Origin of the sequence: Nocardia sp. NPDC052254 (genome assembly GCF_040679495.1) — a bacterium.
Classification (GTDB): Bacteria; Actinomycetota; Actinomycetes; order Mycobacteriales; family Mycobacteriaceae; genus Nocardia.
This window is the reverse complement of sequence record NZ_JBFAUW010000001.1, coordinates 96,172-117,113: the sequence shown is the minus strand read 5'-3', so window position 1 is coordinate 117,113 and position 20,942 is coordinate 96,172. Positions and strand designations below refer to the sequence as shown.

Below are 20,942 nucleotides of genomic sequence, written 5' to 3'. Positions count from 1 at the left end.
GCCGTAGGTGCCTCACATTCCCGGCGTGAATTCTGTTCGGGAGATTCGCCATGGGAAATCATTCACGGTCCGCGCGCGGCCGTCTGCGCCCGCCACTCGGCGTGGCCGCGGCGGCGGCCGCACTCTGCCTGCTGATCAGCGGATGCGGCAGCCACGCCACCGGCACCTCGAGCGACAGGGGCCGCGTCGACTGCGTGAACACCTCGGGGCCGACCGTCACGGTCGGATCGATCGACTCGCTGTCGGGCGGGCTGGCAGCCAGCGAGACGGTGATTCACGACGCGATATCGATGGCGGTGCGCGATATCAACGCCGAAGGCGGCGTCCTCGGTAAACAACTGCGCCTCATCAGTGAGGACGGCGCCTCGGATCCGACGGTCTTCGCCGAGAAGGCCCAGAAACTGATACACGGCGACTGCGTCGCCGCGGTATTCGGCGGATACACCTCGGCAAGCCGCAAGGCGATGCTGCCGGTGTTCGAGGATTCCCGCGCGCTGCTCTTCTACGGGCAGCAGTACGAGGGCCTGGAAAGTTCCGAGAACATCTTCTACACCGGCGCCACGACGAATCAGCAGATCATTCCGGCCCTCGAATACCTCAAATCCCAAGGTAAACGCTCGCTGTATCTCATCGGCACCGATTACGTATTTCCCCGCACCGCGAATGCGATCGTCCGCAAATTCGCCGCGGCGAACGATATGGAGATCAAGGGCGAGGACTACGCCCCGCTGGGCGCCACGGACTTCTCCACCATCGTGAACAAGATCCGCGGTTCGAAAGCCGACGCGGTCTTCAATGTGGTGGTCGGCGACTCGCTGGTGTCGCTGTTCCGGGAGTACGACAACGCCGGTCTGAACGCCGCCACCACACCGGTCATGTCGATGTGCGTGGGCGAGGAGGAGGTGCGCAGTATCGGCGCGAGTGCGCTGACCGGGCAGCTCACGTCGTGGAACTACTACCAGAGCCTCGACACCGCCGAGAACCGGCGGTTCGTCCGCGACTTCAAGGCCGCCTACGGCCCGGCACGGGTGACCTCGGACCCGATGGAATCGGCCTACACCGCGGTGCGGCTGTGGCAGGCCATGGTCACCGAGGCGCACTCGTTCGCGGTGCCCGATCTGCAACGGGTCGCCGACGGCGTCACCGTGCACACCCCGGAGGGCACCGTGACCCTCGACGGGGACAACCACCACGTCACCAAGACCGCGCGCATCGGCCGGGTCGCCGAATCCGGCCTGATCGAACAGGTGTGGCACTCACCCCGCGACATCGCGCCCGACCCGTTCCTGCGCACCTACCCGTGGGCCGCGGGCATCGCGGGCTAGCCGGAGCCGAACAGGAGACATGTGATGGACGCTGTCATCGGGCAGATCTTCATCGGGCTCAGCATCGGATCGATTCTGCTGCTGGCCGCACTGGGCCTGTCGCTGACCTTCGGTCAGATGGGCGTGATCAACATGGCGCACGGCGAGATCATGACCGCCGGCACCTACACCGCCTATGTGGTCCAGCAGCTGATTTCGAATACCGTTGTCTCGCTGATCGTTTCGCTGGCCGTGGGATTCGTGGTGGGCGCCGCGCTGGGCGGCATCCTCGAGGTGGTCCTCATCCGGCGCATGTACCACCGTCCGCTGGACACGCTGCTGGTCACCTTCGGCGTGGGACTGGTGTTGCAGCAGCTGTTCCGGCAGATCTTCGGTGCGCCCGCGGTGAACGTCGTACCGCCCGACTGGCTGGTCGGCGGAATCGCGGTGTTCGGAACCACCGTGCCGAAGGCGCGTTTGTTCATCCTGGTTCTGGCGATCGCCGCGGTGGGGACACTCATCGGGGTGCTGCACCACACCGGGTGGGGCCGCCGCATCCGCGCCGTGATCGGCGACCGCGATCTCGCGGAGGCCTCCGGAATATCTTCGCGCACAACAGATGTCGCCACCTTCATGCGGGGTTCCGCACTCGCCGGAATCGCGGGCGTCGCACTGACCCTGATCGGCCCGGCCGGCCCGACGGTGGGCCAGGGCTACATCGTCGACGCGTTCCTCGTGGTCGTGCTGGGCGGGCTCGGCCATGTGAAGGGCGCGGTGCTCGCGGCCGGGCTACTGGGCCTGCTGGAGTCGTTCATCGAATACTCCACGACCGCGTCCACCGCCAAGGTCGTCGTCTTCGTCATCGTCATCGGACTCCTGCAGATACGGCCGCAGGGACTGCTGACCACCACTTCGAGGAGCCTGGCATGAATACCGCCACATCGACGCGGGCCGGCGCCGAGCCGCGCACGGGAATCGGAGCCGCTGCCGCCGGGCACCATTGGCGGCCCGTGCTCGGTCTGGCCGCGGCGCTGGTGCTGATGTTCGCTGTCGCACCGGCCGTCCTGGACGACTACCGGCTCGGCCTGCTCGCCAAGTTCCTGTGTTTCGGCCTGGTGGCGATCGGCATCGGCCTGGCGTGGGGGCAGGGCGGCATGCTGACGCTCGGTCAGGGCGTGTTCTTCGGTATCGGCGCCTATCTCATGGCCATGCATCTGAAACTCGCCGACGCGAGCCTCGAGGGCAGCTCCGCACCGGACTTCCTGCGTTTCGCCGGTGCCACCGGAACACCGTGGTACTGGCAGCCTTTCGGCTCCGGAATCACCACCGTCGTGGCCATCGTCGTGCTGCCCGCGCTCATCGCGGCCGCGCTCGGTGCCCTGGTGTTCACACGCCGGGTCAAGGGCGCCTACTTCGCCATCCTCAGTCAAGCGCTCGCGGCCGCGGCCGCCGTCTTCCTGGTGGGGCGCCAAGGCCTCGGCGGCAGCAACGGCATCAGCCGGTTCCATTCCTTCTTCGGCTACGACCTCGCCGATCCGGTGAACCGGCGGATGCTGTACTTCCTCATCGCCGCATTCGTCGTCGTGGCCGTGCTGATCGTGCGGCAACTGATGCGCAGCCGTTTCGGCGAACTGCTGATCGCGGTGCGCGATCAGGAAGAACGCGTCCGGTTCCTCGGGTACGACCCGGCCAACACGAAGGTCGCCGCCTACACGGTGGCGGCGGTGTTCGCCTCCGTCGCCGGCGCGATGTTCGTGCCCATCGTGGGCATCATCTCGCCCGACAACATCGGTGCGGTCCCCTCCATCGCCATGCTCATCGGGGTCGCGATCGGCGGCCGCACCACACTGCTGGGACCGGTCCTCGGCGCGGTCGTCATCGCGTGGGCGCAGTCCAGCCTGTCCGCGGCGTTCCCGTCCGGCTGGACCTACCTGCAGGGCCTGCTGTTCATCGTGGTGATCGGGTTCTTCCCCGCCGGATTCGCCGGGTCGACCGTTCTGCTACACCGGCGCCGAAACGCCGGCGCCCCACTCCGGCCCGGACAGGAGACCATCCGATGACCGACCCACATCGCACACCGAAGCTCGGCGGAAACGCGGGACGCGTGTCGCAGTATCTGGAAATACGTGGCCTGACCGTCGATTTCGGTGGCTTCACCGCCAATCGCGACGTCGACCTGACCCTGTTCCAGGGCGATCTGCGCTTCCTGATCGGCCCGAACGGCGCCGGAAAGACCACACTGATCGACGCCGTCACCGGTCTGGTACCGGCCACCGGATCGGTCACCAAATCCGGAATCGAACTGCTGGGCAAGAAGTCTCATCACATCGCCCGCGCCGGTGTCGGGCGCACCTTCCAGACGCCGAGTGTGTTCGAGCAGCTCACCGTGCTGCAGAATCTCGACATCGCGTGCGGTGCGGCGCGCCCACTGCGGTCCCGGCTGCGGGCACGGCACGGCGTACCGGCGATCGTCGAGCAGGCGCTCGAGACCATCGGCCTCACGGCGGTGCGCGATCAGCTCACCGGCACGCTGCCCCACGGCCGCAAGAAGTGGCTCGAGATCGGCATGCTGCTGGTCCAGAACGCCGATGTGCTGCTGCTCGACGAGCCGGTGGCCGGAATGAGCCACGAGGAACGCGAACTCACCGGCGAACTGCTGCGCAATCTCGGCGGGGAACGCACCGTCCTGGTCGTCGAGCACGACATGGATTTCATGCGCACCTACGCCACCTCGGTGACGGTGATGGCGCGCGGCGGCGTACTCGCGCAGGGATCGGTCGCCGAGGTGCAGGCCGATCCCCGCGTCCAGGAGGTCTACCTCGGCACGGCGGCGGAGGTGCCGCAATGCTGACTCTCACCACCGTGTGCGCCGGTTACGGGCGCAGCCGCATCGTGCACGACATCGACCTCGAGGTGGCCCGGCACAGTGTCACGGCCGTGCTCGGCCACAACGGTGCCGGTAAGTCGACGCTGCTGAAGACGGTCGTGGGACTGCTTCCGGCCCAGGCGGGAACGATCGAACTCGACGGTCTGGACATCACCCGGTTGCGCCCGCATCAGCGGGTCCGGCACGGCCTGGCCTACGTACCGCAGGGGCAGCGATCGTTCGCGCAGCTGACCACCCGCGAGAATCTGCTCGTCGTCGCCGAACGGCGGGTCCGGGCGGGCCGCGCCACCACCTCGCGGACCGCCGTCGACGCCACACTGGATCTGTTTCCGGCACTGCGCGATCTGCTCGACCGGCCCGCCGGACTGCTGTCGGGCGGCCAGCGCCAGCAGTTGGCCATCGCCCGCGCGCTGCTCACCGAGCCGAAACTGCTGATCCTCGACGAGCCCACCGAGGGGATCCAGCCCAATGTGGTCGCCGAGATCGAGTCCGCCATCACGCAATTGACGTCGAACAACACCCTGTCCGCACTGCTGGTCGAACAGCACATCGGCTTCGCCCTCAATTCCGCGCAGCGGTACCACGTGCTGCAGGCGGGCCGGATCGTCGCCTCCGGCGCGGGCGGCCGGGAGGCCGAAGCCGCGGTGCGACAAGCGATCACGATCTGACCGGACAGCGAAGGGAGGACGCCGACCATGCATCTCACACCGAAGGACGAGGACCGGCTGCTGCTGTTCCTGGCCGCCGAACTGGCGCGCAAGCGCCGCGCGGCAGGACTGGCGCTCACCTATGCCGAGGCGCGCGCGCTGATCGCCGACGAGGTCGTGGAGGCGGCGCGTGCCGGCGCCACCGTGGCCCAAGCCGCCGAACGCGGCGCGCACGTGCTGACCGACGACGACGTACTGCCGGGAGTGCCGGTGCTGCTGGGCTCGATTCAGGTGGAGGGCTTCTTCGATGACGGCCAGAAACTGGTCACGGTGCACGATCCGATCCGGCCGGGTACCCGCACCGCGGCCGAACTCGACCACCGCCCGGGCGAACTGCTCGTCGCCGACGGTGAGATCGAACTGTCCGCCGGCCGGCCCGTCGTCACACTCGTCGTGACCAATACCGGGGATCGCCCGATCCAGGTCGGCTCGCACTTCCACTTCTTCGAGGTCAATCGGGCGCTGGAGTTCGACCGCGCGGCCGCCTTCGGCATGCGCCTGGACGTTCCGTCGGGCACCGCGGTGCGCTTCGAACCCGGCGAGCAGCAGGAGGTCGAGCTCACCAGGTACGGCGGCACCCGCCGGGTGTCGGGCCAGAACGACATGACCGATGCCGACACCACCCGGGCGCCGAGTCCGGATCTGCTGGCGCGGCTGCGCCGAGCGGGCTTCCGCGACAGCGGGTTCCGCGACGAGACCGGACAGGAGTGATACCCGATGCCCTATCGCATCAGCCGCCGCCGATACGCCGAAATGTTCGGCCCCACCGTGGGCGACCGGGTGCGCCTCGGCGATACCGAACTCCTGGCCCGGGTCGACGCCGATGCCACCGTCTACGGTGACGAGGCCGTCTTCGGCGGCGGAAAGACCATGCGCGAGGGCATGGCCGTCCACAATGGCATCACCAACGCCGACGGGGCATTGGACTTCGTCATCACCAACGCGCTGATCATCGACGCGGTTCTGGGTGTTCGCAAGGCCGACATAGGGATTCGGAACGGGCGCATCGCGGGCATCGGGAAGGCCGGCAATCCCGACACGATGGACGGCGTCGATCCGGAGCTGATCATCGGCGCCGGTACCGATGTCCGCTCGGGCGAGGGGATGATCGCCACCGCGGGCGCCATCGACGTGCACGTGCACTTCGACAGCGTGGGACTGGTCGAGGAGGCCATCTCCAGCGGCATCACCACCATGATCGGCGGCGGACTCGGCCCCGCCACCGTCGGTATCACCACCTCGGGCCCGAACAACATCGGCCGGATGCTGCGGGCCGCCGAGGCGTTCCCGATGAATTTCGGATTCATCGCCAACGGCAGTGCCGCACATACCGCTCCGCTGCTCGAACAGGGGCTGGCCGGGGCGATCGGCTTCAAGATCCACGAGGACTGGGGCGCGACCCCGGCCGCCATCCGGGCCTCTCTCGACGCCGGCGACGAGCTGGACCTGCAGGTGCAGATCCACACCGACACGCTCAACGAGTCCGGATTCTACGAGGACACCATGCGGGCCATCGGCGGCCGGCCGATCCACACCTATCACGCCGAGGGCGCCGGCGGCGGGCACGCGCCCGACATCCTGCGGGTGGTCGGCGCGCCGAATTGCCTTCCGTCATCAACGAATCCGACCAATCCCTACACGATCAACACCTTCGACGAACATCTGGACATGGTGATGGTGTGCCACCACCTCGATCCGCGCATTCCCGAGGACGTCGCCTTCGCCGAATCACGCATCCGGCGCGAGACGATCGCCGCCGAGGACGTCCTGCACGATCTCGGCGCCATCTCGGCGCTGGGATCGGATTCGCAGGGCATGGGGCGGATCGGCGAAAGTATCGCCCGCACCTGGCAATTGGCGTCCCACATGAAGGTGACGCGGGGCCCGCTGGCCGCCGATGCGGGTACCGGGGCCGACAACGCGCGCATCCTGCGCTACATCGCGAAGCTCACCGTCAATCCGGCCCGGATGTTCGGAATCGACCACGAGGTGGGCTCACTGGAGGCCGGCAAGCTCGCCGATATCGTGCTGTGGGAGCCGAAGTTCTTCGGCATCCGGCCGGAGGTGGTCTTCAAGGGCGGGTTCCCGGCGTGGTCGGTCATGGGTGAGGCCAATGCCTCACTGATGACGTGCGAGCCGCTGCGGTATCGCCCGCAGTGGGCGGCATACGGCAAGACTCCGGCCGATGTCTCGGTGAATTTCGTGGCCGCGGCGGCGGTCGAGGCCGGACTGGCGCAGCGCTGGCAGCTGGCGACGCCCCTGGTGGCCTGCCATGGCGCCCGTCGACTGTCGAAAGCCGACTTCCTGCACAACGATCACCTGCCCGAGATCACCGTCGACCCGGACACCTACCGGGTCGAGGTGGACGGCGAGCTCTGCACCAGTACCCCGATGACCAGTGTGCCGCTCGGCCGCCTGTACACGCTGAAATAGAGGAGGCACCCATGCACGATGTCGTTCGCATCGGAATCGGCGGACCGGTCGGATCCGGTAAGACCCGGCTGGTGGAGCGGCTGGTTCCGGAACTGGCCGCGGCGGGACTCGACGTCGCGGTGATCACCAACGACCTGGTCACCGACGAGGACGCCCAGCGCGTGCGGCGTAGCGGAATCATCGATCCCGCACGGGTTCTCGCGGTGGAGACCGGCGCGTGCCCGCACACCGCCATCCGTGAGGACCCGTCGGCCAATCTCGCCGCCGTGGACACCCTGCGGGTCCGCTTCCCCGCGCTGGAGGTGGTGCTGATCGAGTCCGGCGGCGACAACCTGGCCGCCACCTTCACCTCGGATCTGGTCGACTACTGGATCTTCGTCATCGATACCGCTGCGGGAGACGACATCCCCCGTAAACGGGGCATCGGCGTTCTGCAGGCCGATCTACTCCTGGTCAACAAGACCGACCTGGCGCCGCTGGTCGGCGCCGACCTGTACCGGATGCGTGCCGACTGCGCTGCCGCGCGCCCGCACAAACCGACCGTGTTCACCGACCTGCGCAGCGGCGCCGGGCTCGAGGAGGTGGTCGACCGTCTCATCACCGGCGCCATGCTGCCGGCGACGGTGCCGGGCGCCCGGTGACCCCGACCGCGGGCTCCGCGCGCTGTCGAGCGCCCGTATCGAATCCGGCCGCACCCGAGCGGCGCCCGGATGGGCCGGCTGTGCGCTCCTCGCGCGGCGAATCGGCATCCGGCTCCGTCCTGCCCGGCCGGATAGCGCTCGAGGCGGTGACCGATGCCCGCGGCCGCACCCGGCTGCGTTCGGTGCGACACAGTTATCCGCAGCGCGTGGCCGCGCCGATGTACATCGACGACCACCATCGCGGTGCCGCGTATCTGTGCGTGCAGAGCCCGTCGGGCGGAATCTTCTCCGACGACTCCCTCGAGACCACCGTGACCGTGGATACCGGTGCGCACCTGATCCTGGCGACGCAAGCGGCCACCCAGGTCTTCGCCGGGCCGGGCCCCGGCGCGCAGCACCGGCTGACCTTCGACGTCCGCGATGGCGCGCTCCTCGAGTACCTGCCGAAAACGGTTATTCCGCAAGCCGGTTCACGCTACTTTCAGACCACCAGCGTCTCACTCGCGGGGACCGGCACGGTCGTCGCCTGGGACGCGGTGGCGGCCGGGCGGATCGCGCACGGCGAGCGGTTCGCCTACGACCGCCTCATCGCCGCGACGACCGTGTCGGTCGACGGCGAGATCACGGTGCGCGACCGTCTCGACCTGCACCCGGCGCGGTGCGGCGATACGAATGTGGCCCGGCTGATCGGCGCCGACTACTTCGCCACATTCCTGGTCCTCACCCGTGCCGCCGCCGGACCGGCCGTGCTCACGGCGGTGCGCGCCGCCGTGAACTCGATGCCACACCTCACCGGGGGCGTGAGCGCGCTGCCCGGCGGCTGCGGCGTCATCACCCGGCTGCTCGCCGACCGGGCGAGCGATCTGCGACCGGCACGGCACCGATTGCTGTCCACGGCCCGTGCGGCCGTCCTGGGCACCGGCCACGTGCCGCCCGGAATTCTCTAGGAGGTTGTCATGAACGAAATAATCACTCCCGCACCGCTTCCGGACGCACGCCACGGTGTCGTGACGGCGATCCTCGGCGCCGTCACCGATCCCGAATTCGCCGATCGCCGCCGGTGCTTCGTCGACATCGGCTGGGGTGACGCCGCCAAGCACCGTCAACTCGCCCGTTCCGAGGACGGCCGCGAACTGCGGATCATGTTGCCGCGCGGCAGTTTCCTCGGCGACGGCGCTGTGCTGGCCGATGACGGCACCGAGGTGCTGGTGGTCCGCCGTCCACCCGAGGACGCGATCTCGGTGCCCTTCGGACCCTGCGGTGATGCCGACGGCGCCCGGCGCATGCTGCTGCTGGGTTACCTGCTCGGCAATCAGCACGCGCCACTCGACGTCGGCGGCGCCGGGGTCGCGGTGCCGTTGTTCACCAGTGCGCAGGCAGCGCGGGCGGTACTCGCCGAGCTCGGGGTCCGGGGCGAGGTCGCCGCCGTGCCGCTCGCCGCGCACGGCTGGACCAACACCTCCTCCGATCACCGCCACTCCCATGCCCACGACTGACGAGCTCTGCGGTCTGTCCGCGTGGCTTCAGGTGCACGACAGCGCATTTCCCGCCGGTCGCCTCGTGCACAGCAACGGGTTCGAGGAATGGCTGAACAGTCGTCCGGACAGTTCCGGCCACGATCTGGAGCAACTGGCCCTCGATCATCTCGAACATGCGGTCGCACCGCTCGACGCGGCCGGCGCCGCGCTGGCGTGGACGGCCCGAGCCGGCGCCACCGCATCGGCGAGCCTGGCCCTGCGCCGGCTCGATGCCGTCCTCGACAGCCACAAACTCTCCGAATCCGCCCGGATCGCATCGCACACCGCCGGCACCCAGCTCGCGGCCACCGCGCGGCGCGCCGGTCTGGCCGACGACGAAAGCTACCTCGCCGCAGCGGTGTCCGGGCACACCCCGGGGAATCTGGCGATCGTCGAGGGGGCGCTGCAGGCGGCGCTGGGCATCCCCCGGCGGATCGCGGTGCTCGGGGTGCTGCAGTCGGCGTTCGCGGGCGTCCTGAGCGCCGCGGTGCGGCTGGGTCGGCTCGGCCCGCTGTCGGCCCAGCGCATGCACACCCGATCCCGGCCGCGGCTGGTCATGCTGGTCGATCGGGCCTGTGCGACACCGGTCGAGGAGCTCCGTTCGAGCACGGTGCTGCTCGAGATCTGCGGGATGCGGCACGAGACCCGGACGAACCGGCTGTTCGCCACCTGAACGACGCTTCGAGCAGGAGAAGGTATGTACGACAGAGCGAAACAGGCGCTGCGGGCCGACCTGGCCCCCATCACGCTGATGGCCGGGTCCGTGCTCGCCCTGCACGTCATCGGATTCGCGATGTCGGCGTGGGTGGTGTCCGGGCATCATTCGCCGGGGCACGGTCCGGTGTTCGGCATCGGCATGGCCGTCACGGCATACACCCTCGGCGTGCGGCACGCCTTCGACGCCGATCACATCGCCGCCATCGACAACACCACCCGTAGCCTGATCACGCGCGGCACCCGGCCGCTGACCGTCGGATTCTGGTTCTCGCTGGGACATTCGACGGTGGTGTTCGGCATGTGCGCGCTGCTGGCCTTCGGGGTGCGCGCACTGAACGGTCAGCTCGGGGACGAGTCGTCGACGCTGCGGACCGTCACCGGAACCTTCGGCACCGCCGTCTCCGCGACCTTCCTGATCGTCATCGGAATCCTGAACCTGCTGATCCTGATCCGCCTGCTGCGCAACGCACGCGATCTGCGCGCGGGCGCGACACCGGCGCCGGCCTCGCCGGGCGACCTCGGTGTGCTCACCCGGCTGATCGGCGGTCTGCTGGGCAAGGTCCGCGGTCCGGGCGCGATGTACCCGATCGGCCTGTTGTTCGGGCTCGGCTTCGACACCGCCAGCGAGATCGCCCTGCTGGTCCTCGCGGGCACCGCCGCGGTCGCGCTGCCCTGGTACGCGATCTTGACCCTGCCGATCCTGTTCACGGCCGGGATGGCGTTGTTCGACAGCCTCGACGGCGCTTTCATGTACTACGCCTACGAATGGTCCCGGGACCGGCCGATGCGCCGGTTGGTCTACAACATCTCGGTCACATCGATATCGGTCGCGGTGGCACTGCTGGTCGGTGGTATCGAGCTCACCGGTCTGCTCACCGAGCGACTGCACATCGGCGCCGGCCCGCTCGCCCGGATCGGCTCGATCGATCTCGAATACGTCGGGTACGCCATGGTCGCCGTCCTGGCGGCGATAATCCTCGCGCCGCCGGCGATGCGGTGGACCCGGCACCGTCCCCGGGAGTCCGGCACGCAGCACTGAGCCGCAACGCCCGGCCGTCGACACCCCCCCGGCCACACGCCGCTTCGCGGGCGAGGGCTCGATCGCGATGTTCCTCGAAGCGGCTGTGGCACAACGCATGTGAATCGTCCTCGGGTGGGCGGGGTCCGTCGATGACGGCGACCGCCGCGATCGCGGCGTCGACAGGGCTGTCGCTGTCGTCCCGCTCCAGGAAATCGGCGCCGCACGGGCCGAACTCAGTCATCGTGACCATCGGTGCCGGGACGGACGACCAGCACCGGGCACCAAGCATGCTGCACCAGGGAGCGAGAGGTCGACCCCAGCCACGCCCGCACACCGCCGCGGCCGTGGCTTCCGACCACCAGCAGCTGGGCCGCTTTCGACGAATCCAGCAGCACCGCAACCGGATCGGTGAGATCCACCCGGCGGCTCACCGGGACCTGCGGGTACTTCTCCTGCCAGCCCGCCAGCCGCTCGGCCAGCAACGCCCGCTCACGCATTTCGACCTCCGGCACCGAGTACAGCAGGTGCGGTTCGTCGGCGAACTCACCGGAGTACACGTCGTGGCAGACGTGTACGGCGACCAATTCGGCCTCGCGTTCGGCAGCTTCCTCGAAGGCGGCGCCGATCGCCCGCTCACTGATCGGGCTGCCGTCCACGCCCACTGTCACCGGACCTTCGCTGTGGACCCGGTCCGGCTCGTGCGGATCGGTTCGCACGACGAGCACGGGACCGGGCGCGGACGCCGCGACATCGGCCACCGTGGATCCGAAGTGTCCGGTGAGCCGGCTGGTGCCGTGGGCCGCCACGACCACCGTGTAGGCCGATGTGCTCCGCCCGACCAGAGCGGTCACCGCATCGGTGTCGGCCACCTCGGTCGACAGCCGCAGACCCGGCAACACCGCCCGTACGCGCTGCGCCGCCCGTTCGACGAGGCCCGCACCCCGCGCCCGGGAACGGGCCAGCATCGCGGTCGCGAGGCTGTCGAACAGGCCGAGCCCGAGCCGAATTCGATTCGGATCCAGCGCGTACACGATGCGCAATTCCCGGCCGCGCTGAGCAGCCAGACCCGCGGCCCAGTCCAGCGCGATATCGGCGGCCGCGGACCCGTCCACCCCCACCACGACCGGTGCCGACACGAGATGGCGAGCGTCTGGCGCCGGATTCGATGTCATATCCGGAACCCCCTTCCGTGCGACGGCGGTCCGTTTCATCGTCTCCGGGTCACGCTAGCGACGGTCACACCTCCCCCGATGCGGTCGAAAGTCCCCTGTGCCCGCGCCGGACGGACGCACCGGGCCGGCGACGGCCGAGGCGACCATGGTCGCGTGCGGATCGGGACCAACGACTCCTGCTCCACCGCGAACGGGCTCCTACCGTGAAGCGCATGAGCACGGTTCCCACGCGCGTTGCCGTCGAGAAGGCCGTCGAACTCGCCGGACACGCACCCTCACTGCACAACAGCCAGCCTTGGCGCTGGACGTTCGACGGTGCGGTGCTGCGCCTGTTCGGCGTGCACGAGCGCATGCTGCCGGCCACCGACATCACCGGGCGACAGCTGGTCATCAGCTGCGGCATCGTCCTGGACCACCTGCGCGCCGCGATGGCGGCCCAGGGCTGGCGCACGCTGGTCGCGACCTTCCCGGATCCGAACGATCACGCCCATCTCGCCGACGTCCGGTTCACACCGTCGCGGTATGTCACCGACGGCGATCGTGACCGCGCCGCCGCCATCACCCGGCGCTACACCGACCGGTTGCCCTTCGGCGAGCCCCGCGACTGGGCGCAATTCCAGTCGGTCCTGAGCGCGGTCGTCGCCGCCGAGGACGTCATCGTCGACGTGCTGCCCGGCAGTCGCCGCGCCGAACTGGCCCGGGCGTCCGCGCTGAGTGCCTCGCTGCGTCGCTACGACGCCGACTATCACGCCGAATTGCATTGGTGGACCGGGCATGTGGTGGCCGATGCCGGCGTACCGCGACAAGCGCTGGTGACCGAGGACGAGCATCAACGGGTCGATGTCGGCCGCCGGATGCCGGTCGTGACCGGCGAGGCACGACGGCCGGAACTACCCACCGACCGATCCGAGATCCTCGTTCTGTCCAGTGCCGGTGACACCGCCGAGGACTGGCTCGACTGCGGACAGGTGTTGTCGGCGGTACTGCTGGAATGCACGCTCGCCGGCTATGCGACCTGCCCGCTGAGCCATCTCACCGAGTTGCCGCGCAGCCGGGCCGTCGTGACCCGGCTGGTGGGCCGGAATGTCTTCGCGCAGGTCCTGGTTCGCGTCGGCACCCCACCGGATGCGCAGGTCCGCCCGGAACCGACTCCGCGACTCCCGCTGACCGACATCCTGCAGGTCACCGGAGACGCCGGATGACCCACCGCGGCGCACCCGCCGCCGATGCCGCGGGCTCGGTGGACCTTCGGCTCCATCCCCCGCCGGGCGCCGGTGCTGGGATGTGGTGAACCGACGCTCCCGCTTCACGAAGGAGGTGCCGCACCGTGACCACGCCCGATGGCGCCACCGGCCTTCCGGGTCGCGTGGTCTCCCTCGATCGGCACGAGGCAATGGGGTTGCTGCGCGGAATCGGTTATGGCCGAGTCGTTTTCACCCGGGACGCGCTGCCGGCGATCCGAACGGTGAATCACCTGGTCGACACCGACGACAGAATCGTCGTGCGCACCCGGGTGACGTCCCGGCTGACCTCGTCCATCCGGTCCGACCCGGAGGTGGTGGTCGCCTTCGAAGCCGACGACATCGACCCGGTGTCGCGCACCGGCTGGTCGGTCGTGGTGACCGGATTGGCTCGCACCGTCACCGATCCGGGCCGGATCGCGCGATACGAGCAGCTGCTGCGCCCGTGGGTGGCGGCGGCCATGGACACCGTTGTCGAGATAGAGCCCACGCTCGTGACCGGCGTCCGTCTCGTCGACCAGCAGGAAAGGGACTTTCGTCCATGACGGGGCGGCAACCGGGTGTTTTAGGGTGAAGGCATCATCGTCACTCCCGATTGGACGCCAACCATGATCAAGGTGTTCCTGGTCGACGACCACGAGATCGTCCGCCGCGGCCTGAGCGATCTGCTCGACGGCGACCCGGACCTGACCGTCGTGGGTGAGGCGGGAACGGTGGCCCAGGCACTCGCCCGGATTCCCGCGCTGCGCCCCGATGTCGCGGTACTCGATGTGCGCCTGCCCGACGGCAACGGGATAGAACTGTGCCGCGAGCTGCTGTCCAAACTCGACGATCTGCGCTGCCTGATCCTGACCTCGTTCACCGATGAGCACGCGATGCTCGATGCGATTCTGGCCGGTGCCAGCGGGTACGTCGTCAAGGACATCAAAGGCATGGAACTCGCCCGGGCCGTGAAGGACGTCGGCTCCGGCAAGTCACTGCTCGACAACCGGGCGGCGGCCGTACTCATGGAACAGTTGCGCCACGGCACCGAACCGGAGGGCCCGCTGGCAACCCTCACCGAACAGGAACGCAGACTTCTCGATCTGCTCGGTGAGGGTTTGACCAACCGGCAGATCGCCGAGCGCATGTTCCTGGCGGAGAAGACCGTCAAGAACTACGTTTCGCGACTGCTGGCGAAACTGGGCATGCAGCGCCGCACGCAGGCCGCCGTCTACGCGACCAGAATTCATTCCGAACACCCCGCGAACCGGCCGTGACCGCCACGGCGCGTCCGGCGACCCGGCGCCGACCCGACGAGCCGGCGGTCACGGCGATGCTCGCGCTGGCACAGCGGGCACCGTCGGTACACAACACCCAGCCCTGGCGATGGCACTTCGACGGTGAACGCCTGCACCTGTTCGCCGATCCCGATCGGATGCTGCCGGCCACCGATCCGCACGGCCGTGAGCAGACGATCAGCTGCGGTGCGGTGCTGCACCACGCCCGGACCGCGTTCGCCGACCGCGGCTGGCACACCGACACGGTGCGACTACCCGAACCGGCTCGACCCGATTATCTGGCGATCATCGACTTCCGGCCCTGGGCGGATCCACCGGCGGGCATCGCCGCCCGCGCGGCGGCGATCACCCGGCGTTACGCCGACCGGCTCCCGATGGGACGGCCGCGACACTGGTCCGAGCTGGTACCGAAGCTGCAACGGCTCACCTCACCACACGGGATCCACTGTGATGTCCTCGCCGAGGATCTGCGCGCACAGCTGGCCGCGATCTCCGACACGGCCTCGGCGGCACGCCGCGACGACCGGATGTATCAGAACGAATTGAACTGGTGGACAGGGTCTTCCGGGACGGCGGAGGGTATTCCGCCGGGCAGCCGGATCTCCGCAGCCGAACTGTCCCGGGTCGGTGTCGCGCGGGAGTTTCCCTCGGTGCCGCCGTCCGACCGCCGGCCGGATCGTGTCGACGAGGCCCGGCTGCTCGCATTGAGCACACCGGAAGATTCGCCCGCGAGCTGGTTGCACACCGGCGAGGCGCTGTCGGCGGTGCTGCTGGAGTGCACGGCAGCGGGAATGAACACGTGCCCGGTCACCCATCTCACCGAGGTACCGTCGGGCCGGCGAGCGCTGGCCGCCCTGCTCCCCCGGCACGATGTCCCGCAGGTCCTCGTCCGGGTGGGTACGACGGCGGACCGCGACCCACAACCGCCCATCACCGGACGGCGCCGGGTCGGCGAGGTGGGCACCCCGATCTGAGGACATTGGTCCACATCGCAACGGTAAGAAGGCCTCTCACCACGGCCGCCGCCGCGGTGCAGGCTCACGATATGGGCACCGGAACTCACCGCATCGCGGTCATCTACGCCAGCTCGCAGGGGTCGACCCGGGAGATCGCCGGTCACATCGGAGCGGAACTGGCCAACAGTGGTGCCCGGGTCGAGATCGCCGACGCCGCGCACGCGCCCGAACTGACCCGGTTCGACGCGGTGATTCTCGGTAGCGCCATCCACAACAACGACGTCCTGCCCGAGATGACGGATTTCGCGCGCACTCACCACGGCGATCTCACCGCTCGCCCGGTCTGGTTGTTCACCGTCGGACTCGGACCGGCCCTGCACGGCCCGCTCGGTCGCCGGCTCGCCCGCGCGATTCCCGGCAGAATCGCCGCCCTGCGGGATTCGGTGTGCGCGGCCGGCTACCGCACTTTCGCCGGGCATTTCGAGCGTTCGGGCATCTCGTGGTGGGCACGCGTGGTCTACCGGTTGCTCGGTGGCGGCCGCTACGGCGATCTCGAGGACTGGCTGTCGATCTCCGACTGGACGGCCGGGATCGCCCGGACGCTGCGGCTGCCCCAGCCCACGACGAGCACGGCGCCCCTGTGACACCTTCGCTCGCGCCGCGGCGCGAGCGACCGGGACTTCGGCGGTGACCGACCGGCGCCAAGGCGTCGTCGGTAATCTTTCGGCAAGCGTGAACGCTGTCGTTTCGCCTTTCGAACACCGCACACAGGACTGACGACATGGCCGATGAGCTGCGATCCGGTGCGCACTCCGTGCGCGCGACGCTGTCGCAGCTGCGGCTGCGCGAGTTGCTGTCCGAGGTCCGCGATCGGGTCGACGAGATCATGGACTCCCGCGACCGGATGGACGGCTTGGTCGAAGCCATGCTGTCGGTGACCGCCGGGCTCGATCTCGCCGAAACGCTGCGCACCATCGTTCACGCCGCGATCGACCTCGTCGATGCCCGATACGGGGCGCTGGGGGTGCGCGGGCACGACGAGCATCTGACGCAGTTCATCTACGAAGGCATCGACGAACCCACGCGGGAACTGATCGGTGATCTGCCGGAGGGGCACGGTGTGCTCGGGCTGCTGTTCACCCAGCCCAAACCGATCCGGCTCGACGACCTGGCCCGCCATCCTTCCTCGGTGGGCTTCCCGCCGCATCACCCGCCGATGCGGACCTTCCTGGGTGTGCCCGTGCACATCCGCAACGAGATCTTCGGCAACCTGTACCTGACCGAGAAGGCCGACGGGCAGGCGTTCACCGAGGACGACGAGTTGATCGTGCAGGCGCTGGCCGCCGCCGCGGGTATCGCCATCGAGAACGCCCGCCTCTATCAGTCGGCCCGCAACCGGCAGGTGTGGATCGAGGCCACCCGCGATCTGACCACCGAATTCCTGGCCGCCACCGATCCCGACGAGGTACTCACCCAGCTGGTCGACCACGCTCGCCAGTTGACCGATTCGGAAAGCGTGCTGCTGGCCACGGTCGACGACCCGGATGTGCCGATCGCGGAGATCACCGAGCTGACCATCACCAGTTCCACCGTCTCACCGCCGGGGACTATCACCCGCTCACTGGCGGTGGCGGGCACGATCGGCGCGGCCTTCGCCGACCGGACGCCGCAGCGTTTCGATGATGTCGCCGCACTGGAGTTCGCCGCGCTGTTCCCCACCGGAGGCCCGGCGCTGGTGATTCCGCTGCACACGCGCGATTCACCGCAGGGAATCCTGATCACGGTGCGCCCGGGCGACGCTGCGCCCTTCGACGACGAAATGCTGGAACTCGCGGCCTCCTTCTCCGATCAGGCAGCACTCGCCATGCAGTTGGCGACCACCTATCAGCGACTGCGTGAACTCGATGTACTCACCGATCGCGACCGGATCGCCCGCGATCTGCACGATCACGTCATCCAGCGGCTCTTCGCCATCGGCCTGTCCCTGCAGGGCGCGGTGCCGCGCACCCGGGTACCGGAGGTGCGGATCCGGCTCATCGATGCGATCGATGGGCTACAGGATGTCGTGCAGGAGATCCGCACATCGATCTTCGATCTGCACGGTGGCACCAGCACCCGCCTGCGGCAGCGCCTCGAGCAGGTGATTCGCCAGCAGTCCGCCGAGACCACGATCCGGACCACCTTCCGGGTGGCGGGCCCACTGTCGGTGGTGAATTCCGAACTGGCCGACCACGCCGAAGCCGTCGTGCGCGAGGCGGTGAGCAACGTCGTCCGCTATGCCGGGGCCACCACCCTCGATGTCGAGATCGCCGTGGACGACGATCTGGCGATCCTGGTGACCGACGACGGCTGTGGTGTCGGCGCCGACATCACGCCCAGCGGACTGTCCAACCTCGCCCAGCGCGCACACTCGCTCGGCGGCCGATTCGAGATGGGGCCCGCCGCCACGGCGAGCGAGGACTCCGACCGGCCGGGCACGCGCCTGTTCTGGTCGGTGCCGCTGAGTTGATCACTGCCGTACGACGGTGATCGGGCATTCCACCGAGTGCACCATTTCCGAGCGCCGCCACGATCGGCGCATCGATGTGCCGCTGGGCAACCGCGGGGCTCTCGGACATGGGTGATCTCCTCCGGATCGAGTGCTCACTGAGTTTCGATGGGGCGGCACACCATTCGCCATTCCCGGGCCAGTACGGCGCGGCGCCTGATCTCGCACAGCCACATGGTCGCCACCACCAATGCGGCCGTGCCGGCACCGATTTCGACGAAGGCCACCACCGCGGCGCCGATTCCCCGCACCGCCGCGGTGTCGGCGGGCAGCGGCGGCTCGGTCAGGTGCCCGTCGGGCCGGAGCCAGACCGTCGTCTGCTCGCCGCGGTGCGCCGAATCGGGCACGGGTGCGGTCGCGGTTCCGGCGTGACCGTCGTGCACCCACCGCACGGTCGCATCGGTGCGCTGGGCCGAGACCTCCATTCCGATGGTGGCCGACCGGATCGGATCATCGACCACGGTCGCGGAGACCTGGGTCTTCGCGGCGTCCGCTGCCCGGATCCGGTCGGCCGCGTCGGTGTAGTGGGCGGTGCCGATCGCCGCGGACACCGGTACCGCGGCCAGCAGCACCAGCACCGCCAGGATCCCGACGATCGCCTCGATCCGATCGGATACCCGCATCAGCGGATTGGCGGTCCAGGGGCCGCGGCGCCATGCGCGAACCGGTAGCGACGGGTATCCAGCAGCCATCGTCGGCCTCCTCACGGGTACACGACAACCGCGCCGGGCGGCGGGGTGCCGGCAACGGTTGCGGTAACAGCATCGCGCGCGGCGTGGCCACCGGGGCACGGCCGAAAGTCACCCGAACGCCGAGTCTTCGGACAGTCGCGGCGTGCGGTCGCGCCGGGCGAATCATCGCGGTGCCCGTGCGGGACCAAAGACCCTTTCCGCACGTGGCGGCGGTCGGGAAGTGTCACGGTATGGCAGGAATCGTGCAATGGGAACGCGTCCGGCACCCACGAACCTCGCTGGTGGTGGCCGCGGCGGCCGTCGCTGCGGCCGCGTTCGCGGGGGCTGCCGTCCTGGCCACCCGGCAACTACGCGAGTACGCCGCGGTGCCGGGCCCGCTCGCCTGGCCCGGTGTGATCAGCGGTGCGGTGATTCTCGTCCTGGCGGTCGGATTCCCGATGGCGGTCACCGCCGCCATCACGCTGGCCGGCGACCGGCGCGCGTCCGCCGCCGCCGTGGTCAGCGGCACGCTGCTCATCTGCTGGGTGCTCGCTCTGATGGCCCTCGCGCAGACGTTGACCTGGCTTCAGCCGGTGCTGCTGACCGTGGGCATCGTCATCGTCGCGCTGGGACTGCACCTGAAGACCGAGGAGACCGGCCCCTGATCGCGGTATCGCGGGAACCGCTGTCGAGGAAAAGGGCATCACGATGACTCATCGGTTCGTCGATGATCCGCGCCATCTGGCGTCCGCGCCGGTGGTGGCCGGGACCGACGGATCCGATGCCGCGCGCACCGCGGTGCTCTGGGCGGCGGAGATGGCCTGGGCGCGCGGCCGTGAGCTGCGGATCGTGTACGGCCTCGACCTCGACCGGGCCCGGCGGGTGTTCAATCCCTACGACATCTCCGAACCGGCGGTGCTCGACCGATTGCGGGCCCACGGTGCCGCGCTCGTCGCGCGCGAATCGCTCGCGGTGCGCCAGGTGCTGCCGGAGCTGCGGGTGATCACCGAGGTGTCCTCCGAACATGGCGCGCGAATCCTGTTGCGCTACAGCGCCACCGCGTATCTGGTCGCGCTCGGCGCGCACGGCGCCGGCGGATTCGGCGCGCACATCGGTTCGGTTCCGCTCACGGTGACCGGTCGCGCCGAAGGTCCGGTGGTCGTGGTTCGCACCGCCGCCGACGCGACCGCTCCCCGCGCCGAGGGCCCCGTGGTGGTCGGAGTCGACGGCGGCCCGCTCAGCGAGGCCGCGGTGGCGGCGGCGTTCGAGGAGGCCTGCGAACGCGGTGCCGAACTGGTCGCCGTCCACGCCTGGAGCGATGTCACGTTCGGCGACTTCGCCGGCGACCCGTACACCTGGTTTCCGCCCGCACGGATCGAGCGGAACGAGGAGGCGCTGCTGGCCGAGCGGCTCGCGGGCCGGCAGGAGCAGTACCCCGGCGTCGTCGTGCGCCGCCACATCGCCATCGCCGATCCGGCACCACACCTGCAGCAGTGGAGTGATCGCGCCCAGCTGATCGTGGTCGGCAGCCACGGCCGGGGCGGCTTCCGCGGCATGCTGCTGGGCAGTGTGCCGAATTCTCTTGTCCAGCACGCGAACTGTCCTGTGATGGTGGTTCGTGCGACCACCTCCGACGACCACACCGCCGTCTGAGCAACCGGCCCGCCGCCGACGGCGACCGCGAAATGTTCGGGTTCGATCGCGATTCCGGGCGTCCGGCGCAGTCGCTCGGCCAGTTCGGCGGCCGCCCGCACGAGTGTCTGCTCGGTTGTCGGCCCCACGTCATGGTCGTGGCGGGTCCCGCCGAAATCCAGCGCGATCACGACGGCTCCTGGTCTCCCCGGCGT

22 protein-coding genes are annotated in these 20,942 nt (G+C 69.1%); 20 read left to right on the top strand and 2 right to left on the bottom strand.

What is annotated here, in order from left to right:
* Positions 1-50 precede the first annotated feature (50 nt).
* From urtA to AB0L57_RS00530, 12 genes are all read left to right on the top strand, one after another.
* The gene (gene urtA, locus AB0L57_RS00585) at positions 51-1,325 is read left to right on the top strand and encodes an urea ABC transporter substrate-binding protein (RefSeq protein ID WP_364954819.1); all 1,275 of its coding nucleotides are present in this window, start codon (positions 51-53) and stop codon (positions 1,323-1,325) included.
* A gap of 24 nt (positions 1,326-1,349) precedes the next feature.
* The gene (urtB, locus tag AB0L57_RS00580; protein ID WP_364954816.1) at positions 1,350-2,234 is read left to right on the top strand and encodes an urea ABC transporter permease subunit UrtB; all 885 of its coding nucleotides are present in this window, start codon (positions 1,350-1,352) and stop codon (positions 2,232-2,234) included.
* Positions 2,235-2,344: 110 nt separating this feature from the next.
* Positions 2,345-3,364, top strand: coding sequence for an urea ABC transporter permease subunit UrtC (urtC, locus tag AB0L57_RS00575; protein WP_364957200.1), 1,020 nt, complete (start codon positions 2,345-2,347; stop codon positions 3,362-3,364).
* On the top strand, positions 3,361-4,155 hold the full coding sequence (gene urtD, locus AB0L57_RS00570) for an urea ABC transporter ATP-binding protein UrtD (RefSeq protein WP_364954813.1): 795 nt from the start codon (positions 3,361-3,363) through the stop codon (positions 4,153-4,155). Before urtC ends, urtD begins: the two co-directional genes overlap by 4 nt.
* The gene (gene urtE, locus AB0L57_RS00565; protein ID WP_364954810.1) at positions 4,149-4,859 is read left to right on the top strand and encodes an urea ABC transporter ATP-binding subunit UrtE; all 711 of its coding nucleotides are present in this window, start codon (positions 4,149-4,151) and stop codon (positions 4,857-4,859) included. The genes urtD and urtE overlap by 7 nt, the downstream gene beginning before the upstream one ends.
* Positions 4,860-4,886: 27 nt before the next feature.
* Entirely contained in the window at positions 4,887-5,609 is a 723-nt protein-coding gene (locus tag AB0L57_RS00560) for an urease subunit beta (protein WP_364954807.1), read from the top strand.
* Positions 5,610-5,615: 6 nt separating this feature from the next.
* Positions 5,616-7,331, top strand: a complete 1,716-nt coding sequence (ureC, locus tag AB0L57_RS00555; RefSeq protein ID WP_364954804.1) for an urease subunit alpha — start codon at positions 5,616-5,618, stop codon at positions 7,329-7,331.
* 11 nt (positions 7,332-7,342) lie between these two features.
* Positions 7,343-7,972, top strand: coding sequence for an urease accessory protein UreG (gene ureG, locus AB0L57_RS00550; protein ID WP_364954801.1), 630 nt, complete (start codon positions 7,343-7,345; stop codon positions 7,970-7,972).
* An 80-nt stretch (positions 7,973-8,052) separates the two neighbouring features.
* Positions 8,053-8,919, top strand: a complete 867-nt coding sequence (locus tag AB0L57_RS00545) for an urease accessory protein UreD (protein WP_364954798.1) — start codon at positions 8,053-8,055, stop codon at positions 8,917-8,919.
* Between the two features lie 9 nt (positions 8,920-8,928).
* Positions 8,929-9,468 (top strand): urease accessory protein UreE, encoded by a 540-nt coding sequence (locus AB0L57_RS00540; RefSeq protein WP_364954795.1) that lies wholly within the window; start codon positions 8,929-8,931, stop codon positions 9,466-9,468.
* Positions 9,455-10,162, top strand: coding sequence for an urease accessory UreF family protein (locus AB0L57_RS00535; RefSeq protein ID WP_364954792.1), 708 nt, complete (start codon positions 9,455-9,457; stop codon positions 10,160-10,162). Before AB0L57_RS00540 ends, AB0L57_RS00535 begins: the two co-directional genes overlap by 14 nt.
* Before the next feature lie 24 nt (positions 10,163-10,186).
* Complete coding sequence (locus AB0L57_RS00530; protein WP_364954789.1) at positions 10,187-11,245, top strand: HoxN/HupN/NixA family nickel/cobalt transporter; 1,059 nt, start codon at positions 10,187-10,189, stop codon at positions 11,243-11,245.
* A 215-nt stretch (positions 11,246-11,460) separates the two neighbouring features.
* Here AB0L57_RS00530 and AB0L57_RS00525 read toward each other — a convergent pair whose 3' ends face one another.
* Positions 11,461-12,399: a universal stress protein gene (locus AB0L57_RS00525; RefSeq protein WP_364954786.1), complete on the bottom strand. Its 939-nt coding sequence runs from the start codon at positions 12,397-12,399 to the stop codon at positions 11,461-11,463.
* A gap of 212 nt (positions 12,400-12,611) precedes the next feature.
* Here AB0L57_RS00525 and AB0L57_RS00520 point away from each other — a divergent pair, with 212 nt between their 5' ends.
* The 6 genes from AB0L57_RS00520 (at position 12,612) to AB0L57_RS00495 (ending at position 18,385) form a co-directional block, all read left to right on the top strand.
* Complete coding sequence (locus AB0L57_RS00520; RefSeq protein ID WP_364954783.1) at positions 12,612-13,601, top strand: NAD(P)H nitroreductase; 990 nt, start codon at positions 12,612-12,614, stop codon at positions 13,599-13,601.
* Positions 13,602-13,726: 125 nt separating this feature from the next.
* Entirely contained in the window at positions 13,727-14,185 is a 459-nt protein-coding gene (locus tag AB0L57_RS00515; RefSeq protein ID WP_364954781.1) for a pyridoxamine 5'-phosphate oxidase family protein, read from the top strand.
* 63 nt (positions 14,186-14,248) lie between these two features.
* Positions 14,249-14,899: a response regulator transcription factor gene (locus AB0L57_RS00510; RefSeq protein WP_364954778.1), complete on the top strand. Its 651-nt coding sequence runs from the start codon at positions 14,249-14,251 to the stop codon at positions 14,897-14,899.
* On the top strand, positions 14,896-15,894 hold the full coding sequence (locus AB0L57_RS00505; RefSeq protein ID WP_364954775.1) for a hypothetical protein: 999 nt from the start codon (positions 14,896-14,898) through the stop codon (positions 15,892-15,894). The genes AB0L57_RS00510 and AB0L57_RS00505 overlap by 4 nt, the downstream gene beginning before the upstream one ends.
* Before the next feature lie 71 nt (positions 15,895-15,965).
* Positions 15,966-16,520, top strand: coding sequence for a flavodoxin domain-containing protein (locus AB0L57_RS00500; RefSeq protein WP_364954772.1), 555 nt, complete (start codon positions 15,966-15,968; stop codon positions 16,518-16,520).
* A 137-nt stretch (positions 16,521-16,657) separates the two neighbouring features.
* Positions 16,658-18,385, top strand: coding sequence for a GAF domain-containing protein (locus AB0L57_RS00495; protein WP_364954769.1), 1,728 nt, complete (start codon positions 16,658-16,660; stop codon positions 18,383-18,385).
* 134 nt (positions 18,386-18,519) lie between these two features.
* Here the strand turns inward: AB0L57_RS00495 and AB0L57_RS00490 are convergent, their stop codons facing one another.
* A complete protein-coding gene (locus tag AB0L57_RS00490) occupies positions 18,520-19,116 on the bottom strand; it encodes a hypothetical protein (protein WP_364954767.1) in 597 nt (198 codons plus the stop codon).
* A gap of 230 nt (positions 19,117-19,346) precedes the next feature.
* Between AB0L57_RS00490 and AB0L57_RS00485 the strand changes: the two genes are divergently transcribed.
* The gene (locus AB0L57_RS00485) at positions 19,347-19,760 is read left to right on the top strand and encodes a hypothetical protein (RefSeq protein ID WP_364954764.1); all 414 of its coding nucleotides are present in this window, start codon (positions 19,347-19,349) and stop codon (positions 19,758-19,760) included.
* Positions 19,761-19,803: 43 nt separating this feature from the next.
* On the top strand, positions 19,804-20,748 hold the full coding sequence (locus tag AB0L57_RS00480) for a universal stress protein (RefSeq protein ID WP_364954761.1): 945 nt from the start codon (positions 19,804-19,806) through the stop codon (positions 20,746-20,748).
* The last annotated feature ends 194 nt before the right edge of the window (positions 20,749-20,942 follow it).

Coding starts and splice junctions, on each gene's coding strand:
- AB0L57_RS00490 (WP_364954767.1), bottom strand. CDS start 19,116: ATGGCTGCTGGATACCCGTCGCTACCGGTTCGCGCATGGCGCCGCGGC.
- AB0L57_RS00530 (WP_364954789.1), top strand. CDS start 10,187: ATGTACGACAGAGCGAAACAGGCGCTGCGGGCCGACCTGGCCCCCATC.
- AB0L57_RS00480 (WP_364954761.1), top strand. CDS start 19,804: ATGACTCATCGGTTCGTCGATGATCCGCGCCATCTGGCGTCCGCGCCG.
- AB0L57_RS00485 (WP_364954764.1), top strand. CDS start 19,347: ATGGCAGGAATCGTGCAATGGGAACGCGTCCGGCACCCACGAACCTCG.
- AB0L57_RS00560 (WP_364954807.1), top strand. CDS start 4,887: ATGCATCTCACACCGAAGGACGAGGACCGGCTGCTGCTGTTCCTGGCC.
- AB0L57_RS00525 (WP_364954786.1), bottom strand. CDS start 12,399: ATGACATCGAATCCGGCGCCAGACGCTCGCCATCTCGTGTCGGCACCG.
- AB0L57_RS00500 (WP_364954772.1), top strand. CDS start 15,966: ATGGGCACCGGAACTCACCGCATCGCGGTCATCTACGCCAGCTCGCAG.
- AB0L57_RS00535 (WP_364954792.1), top strand. CDS start 9,455: ATGCCCACGACTGACGAGCTCTGCGGTCTGTCCGCGTGGCTTCAGGTG.
- AB0L57_RS00520 (WP_364954783.1), top strand. CDS start 12,612: ATGAGCACGGTTCCCACGCGCGTTGCCGTCGAGAAGGCCGTCGAACTC.
- AB0L57_RS00510 (WP_364954778.1), top strand. CDS start 14,249: ATGATCAAGGTGTTCCTGGTCGACGACCACGAGATCGTCCGCCGCGGC.
- ureG (WP_364954801.1), top strand. CDS start 7,343: ATGCACGATGTCGTTCGCATCGGAATCGGCGGACCGGTCGGATCCGGT.
- urtD (WP_364954813.1), top strand. CDS start 3,361: ATGACCGACCCACATCGCACACCGAAGCTCGGCGGAAACGCGGGACGC.
- urtC (WP_364957200.1), top strand. CDS start 2,345: ATGTTCGCTGTCGCACCGGCCGTCCTGGACGACTACCGGCTCGGCCTG.
- urtA (WP_364954819.1), top strand. CDS start 51: ATGGGAAATCATTCACGGTCCGCGCGCGGCCGTCTGCGCCCGCCACTC.
- urtB (WP_364954816.1), top strand. CDS start 1,350: ATGGACGCTGTCATCGGGCAGATCTTCATCGGGCTCAGCATCGGATCG.
- ureC (WP_364954804.1), top strand. CDS start 5,616: ATGCCCTATCGCATCAGCCGCCGCCGATACGCCGAAATGTTCGGCCCC.
- AB0L57_RS00495 (WP_364954769.1), top strand. CDS start 16,658: ATGGCCGATGAGCTGCGATCCGGTGCGCACTCCGTGCGCGCGACGCTG.
- urtE (WP_364954810.1), top strand. CDS start 4,149: ATGCTGACTCTCACCACCGTGTGCGCCGGTTACGGGCGCAGCCGCATC.
- AB0L57_RS00540 (WP_364954795.1), top strand. CDS start 8,929: ATGAACGAAATAATCACTCCCGCACCGCTTCCGGACGCACGCCACGGT.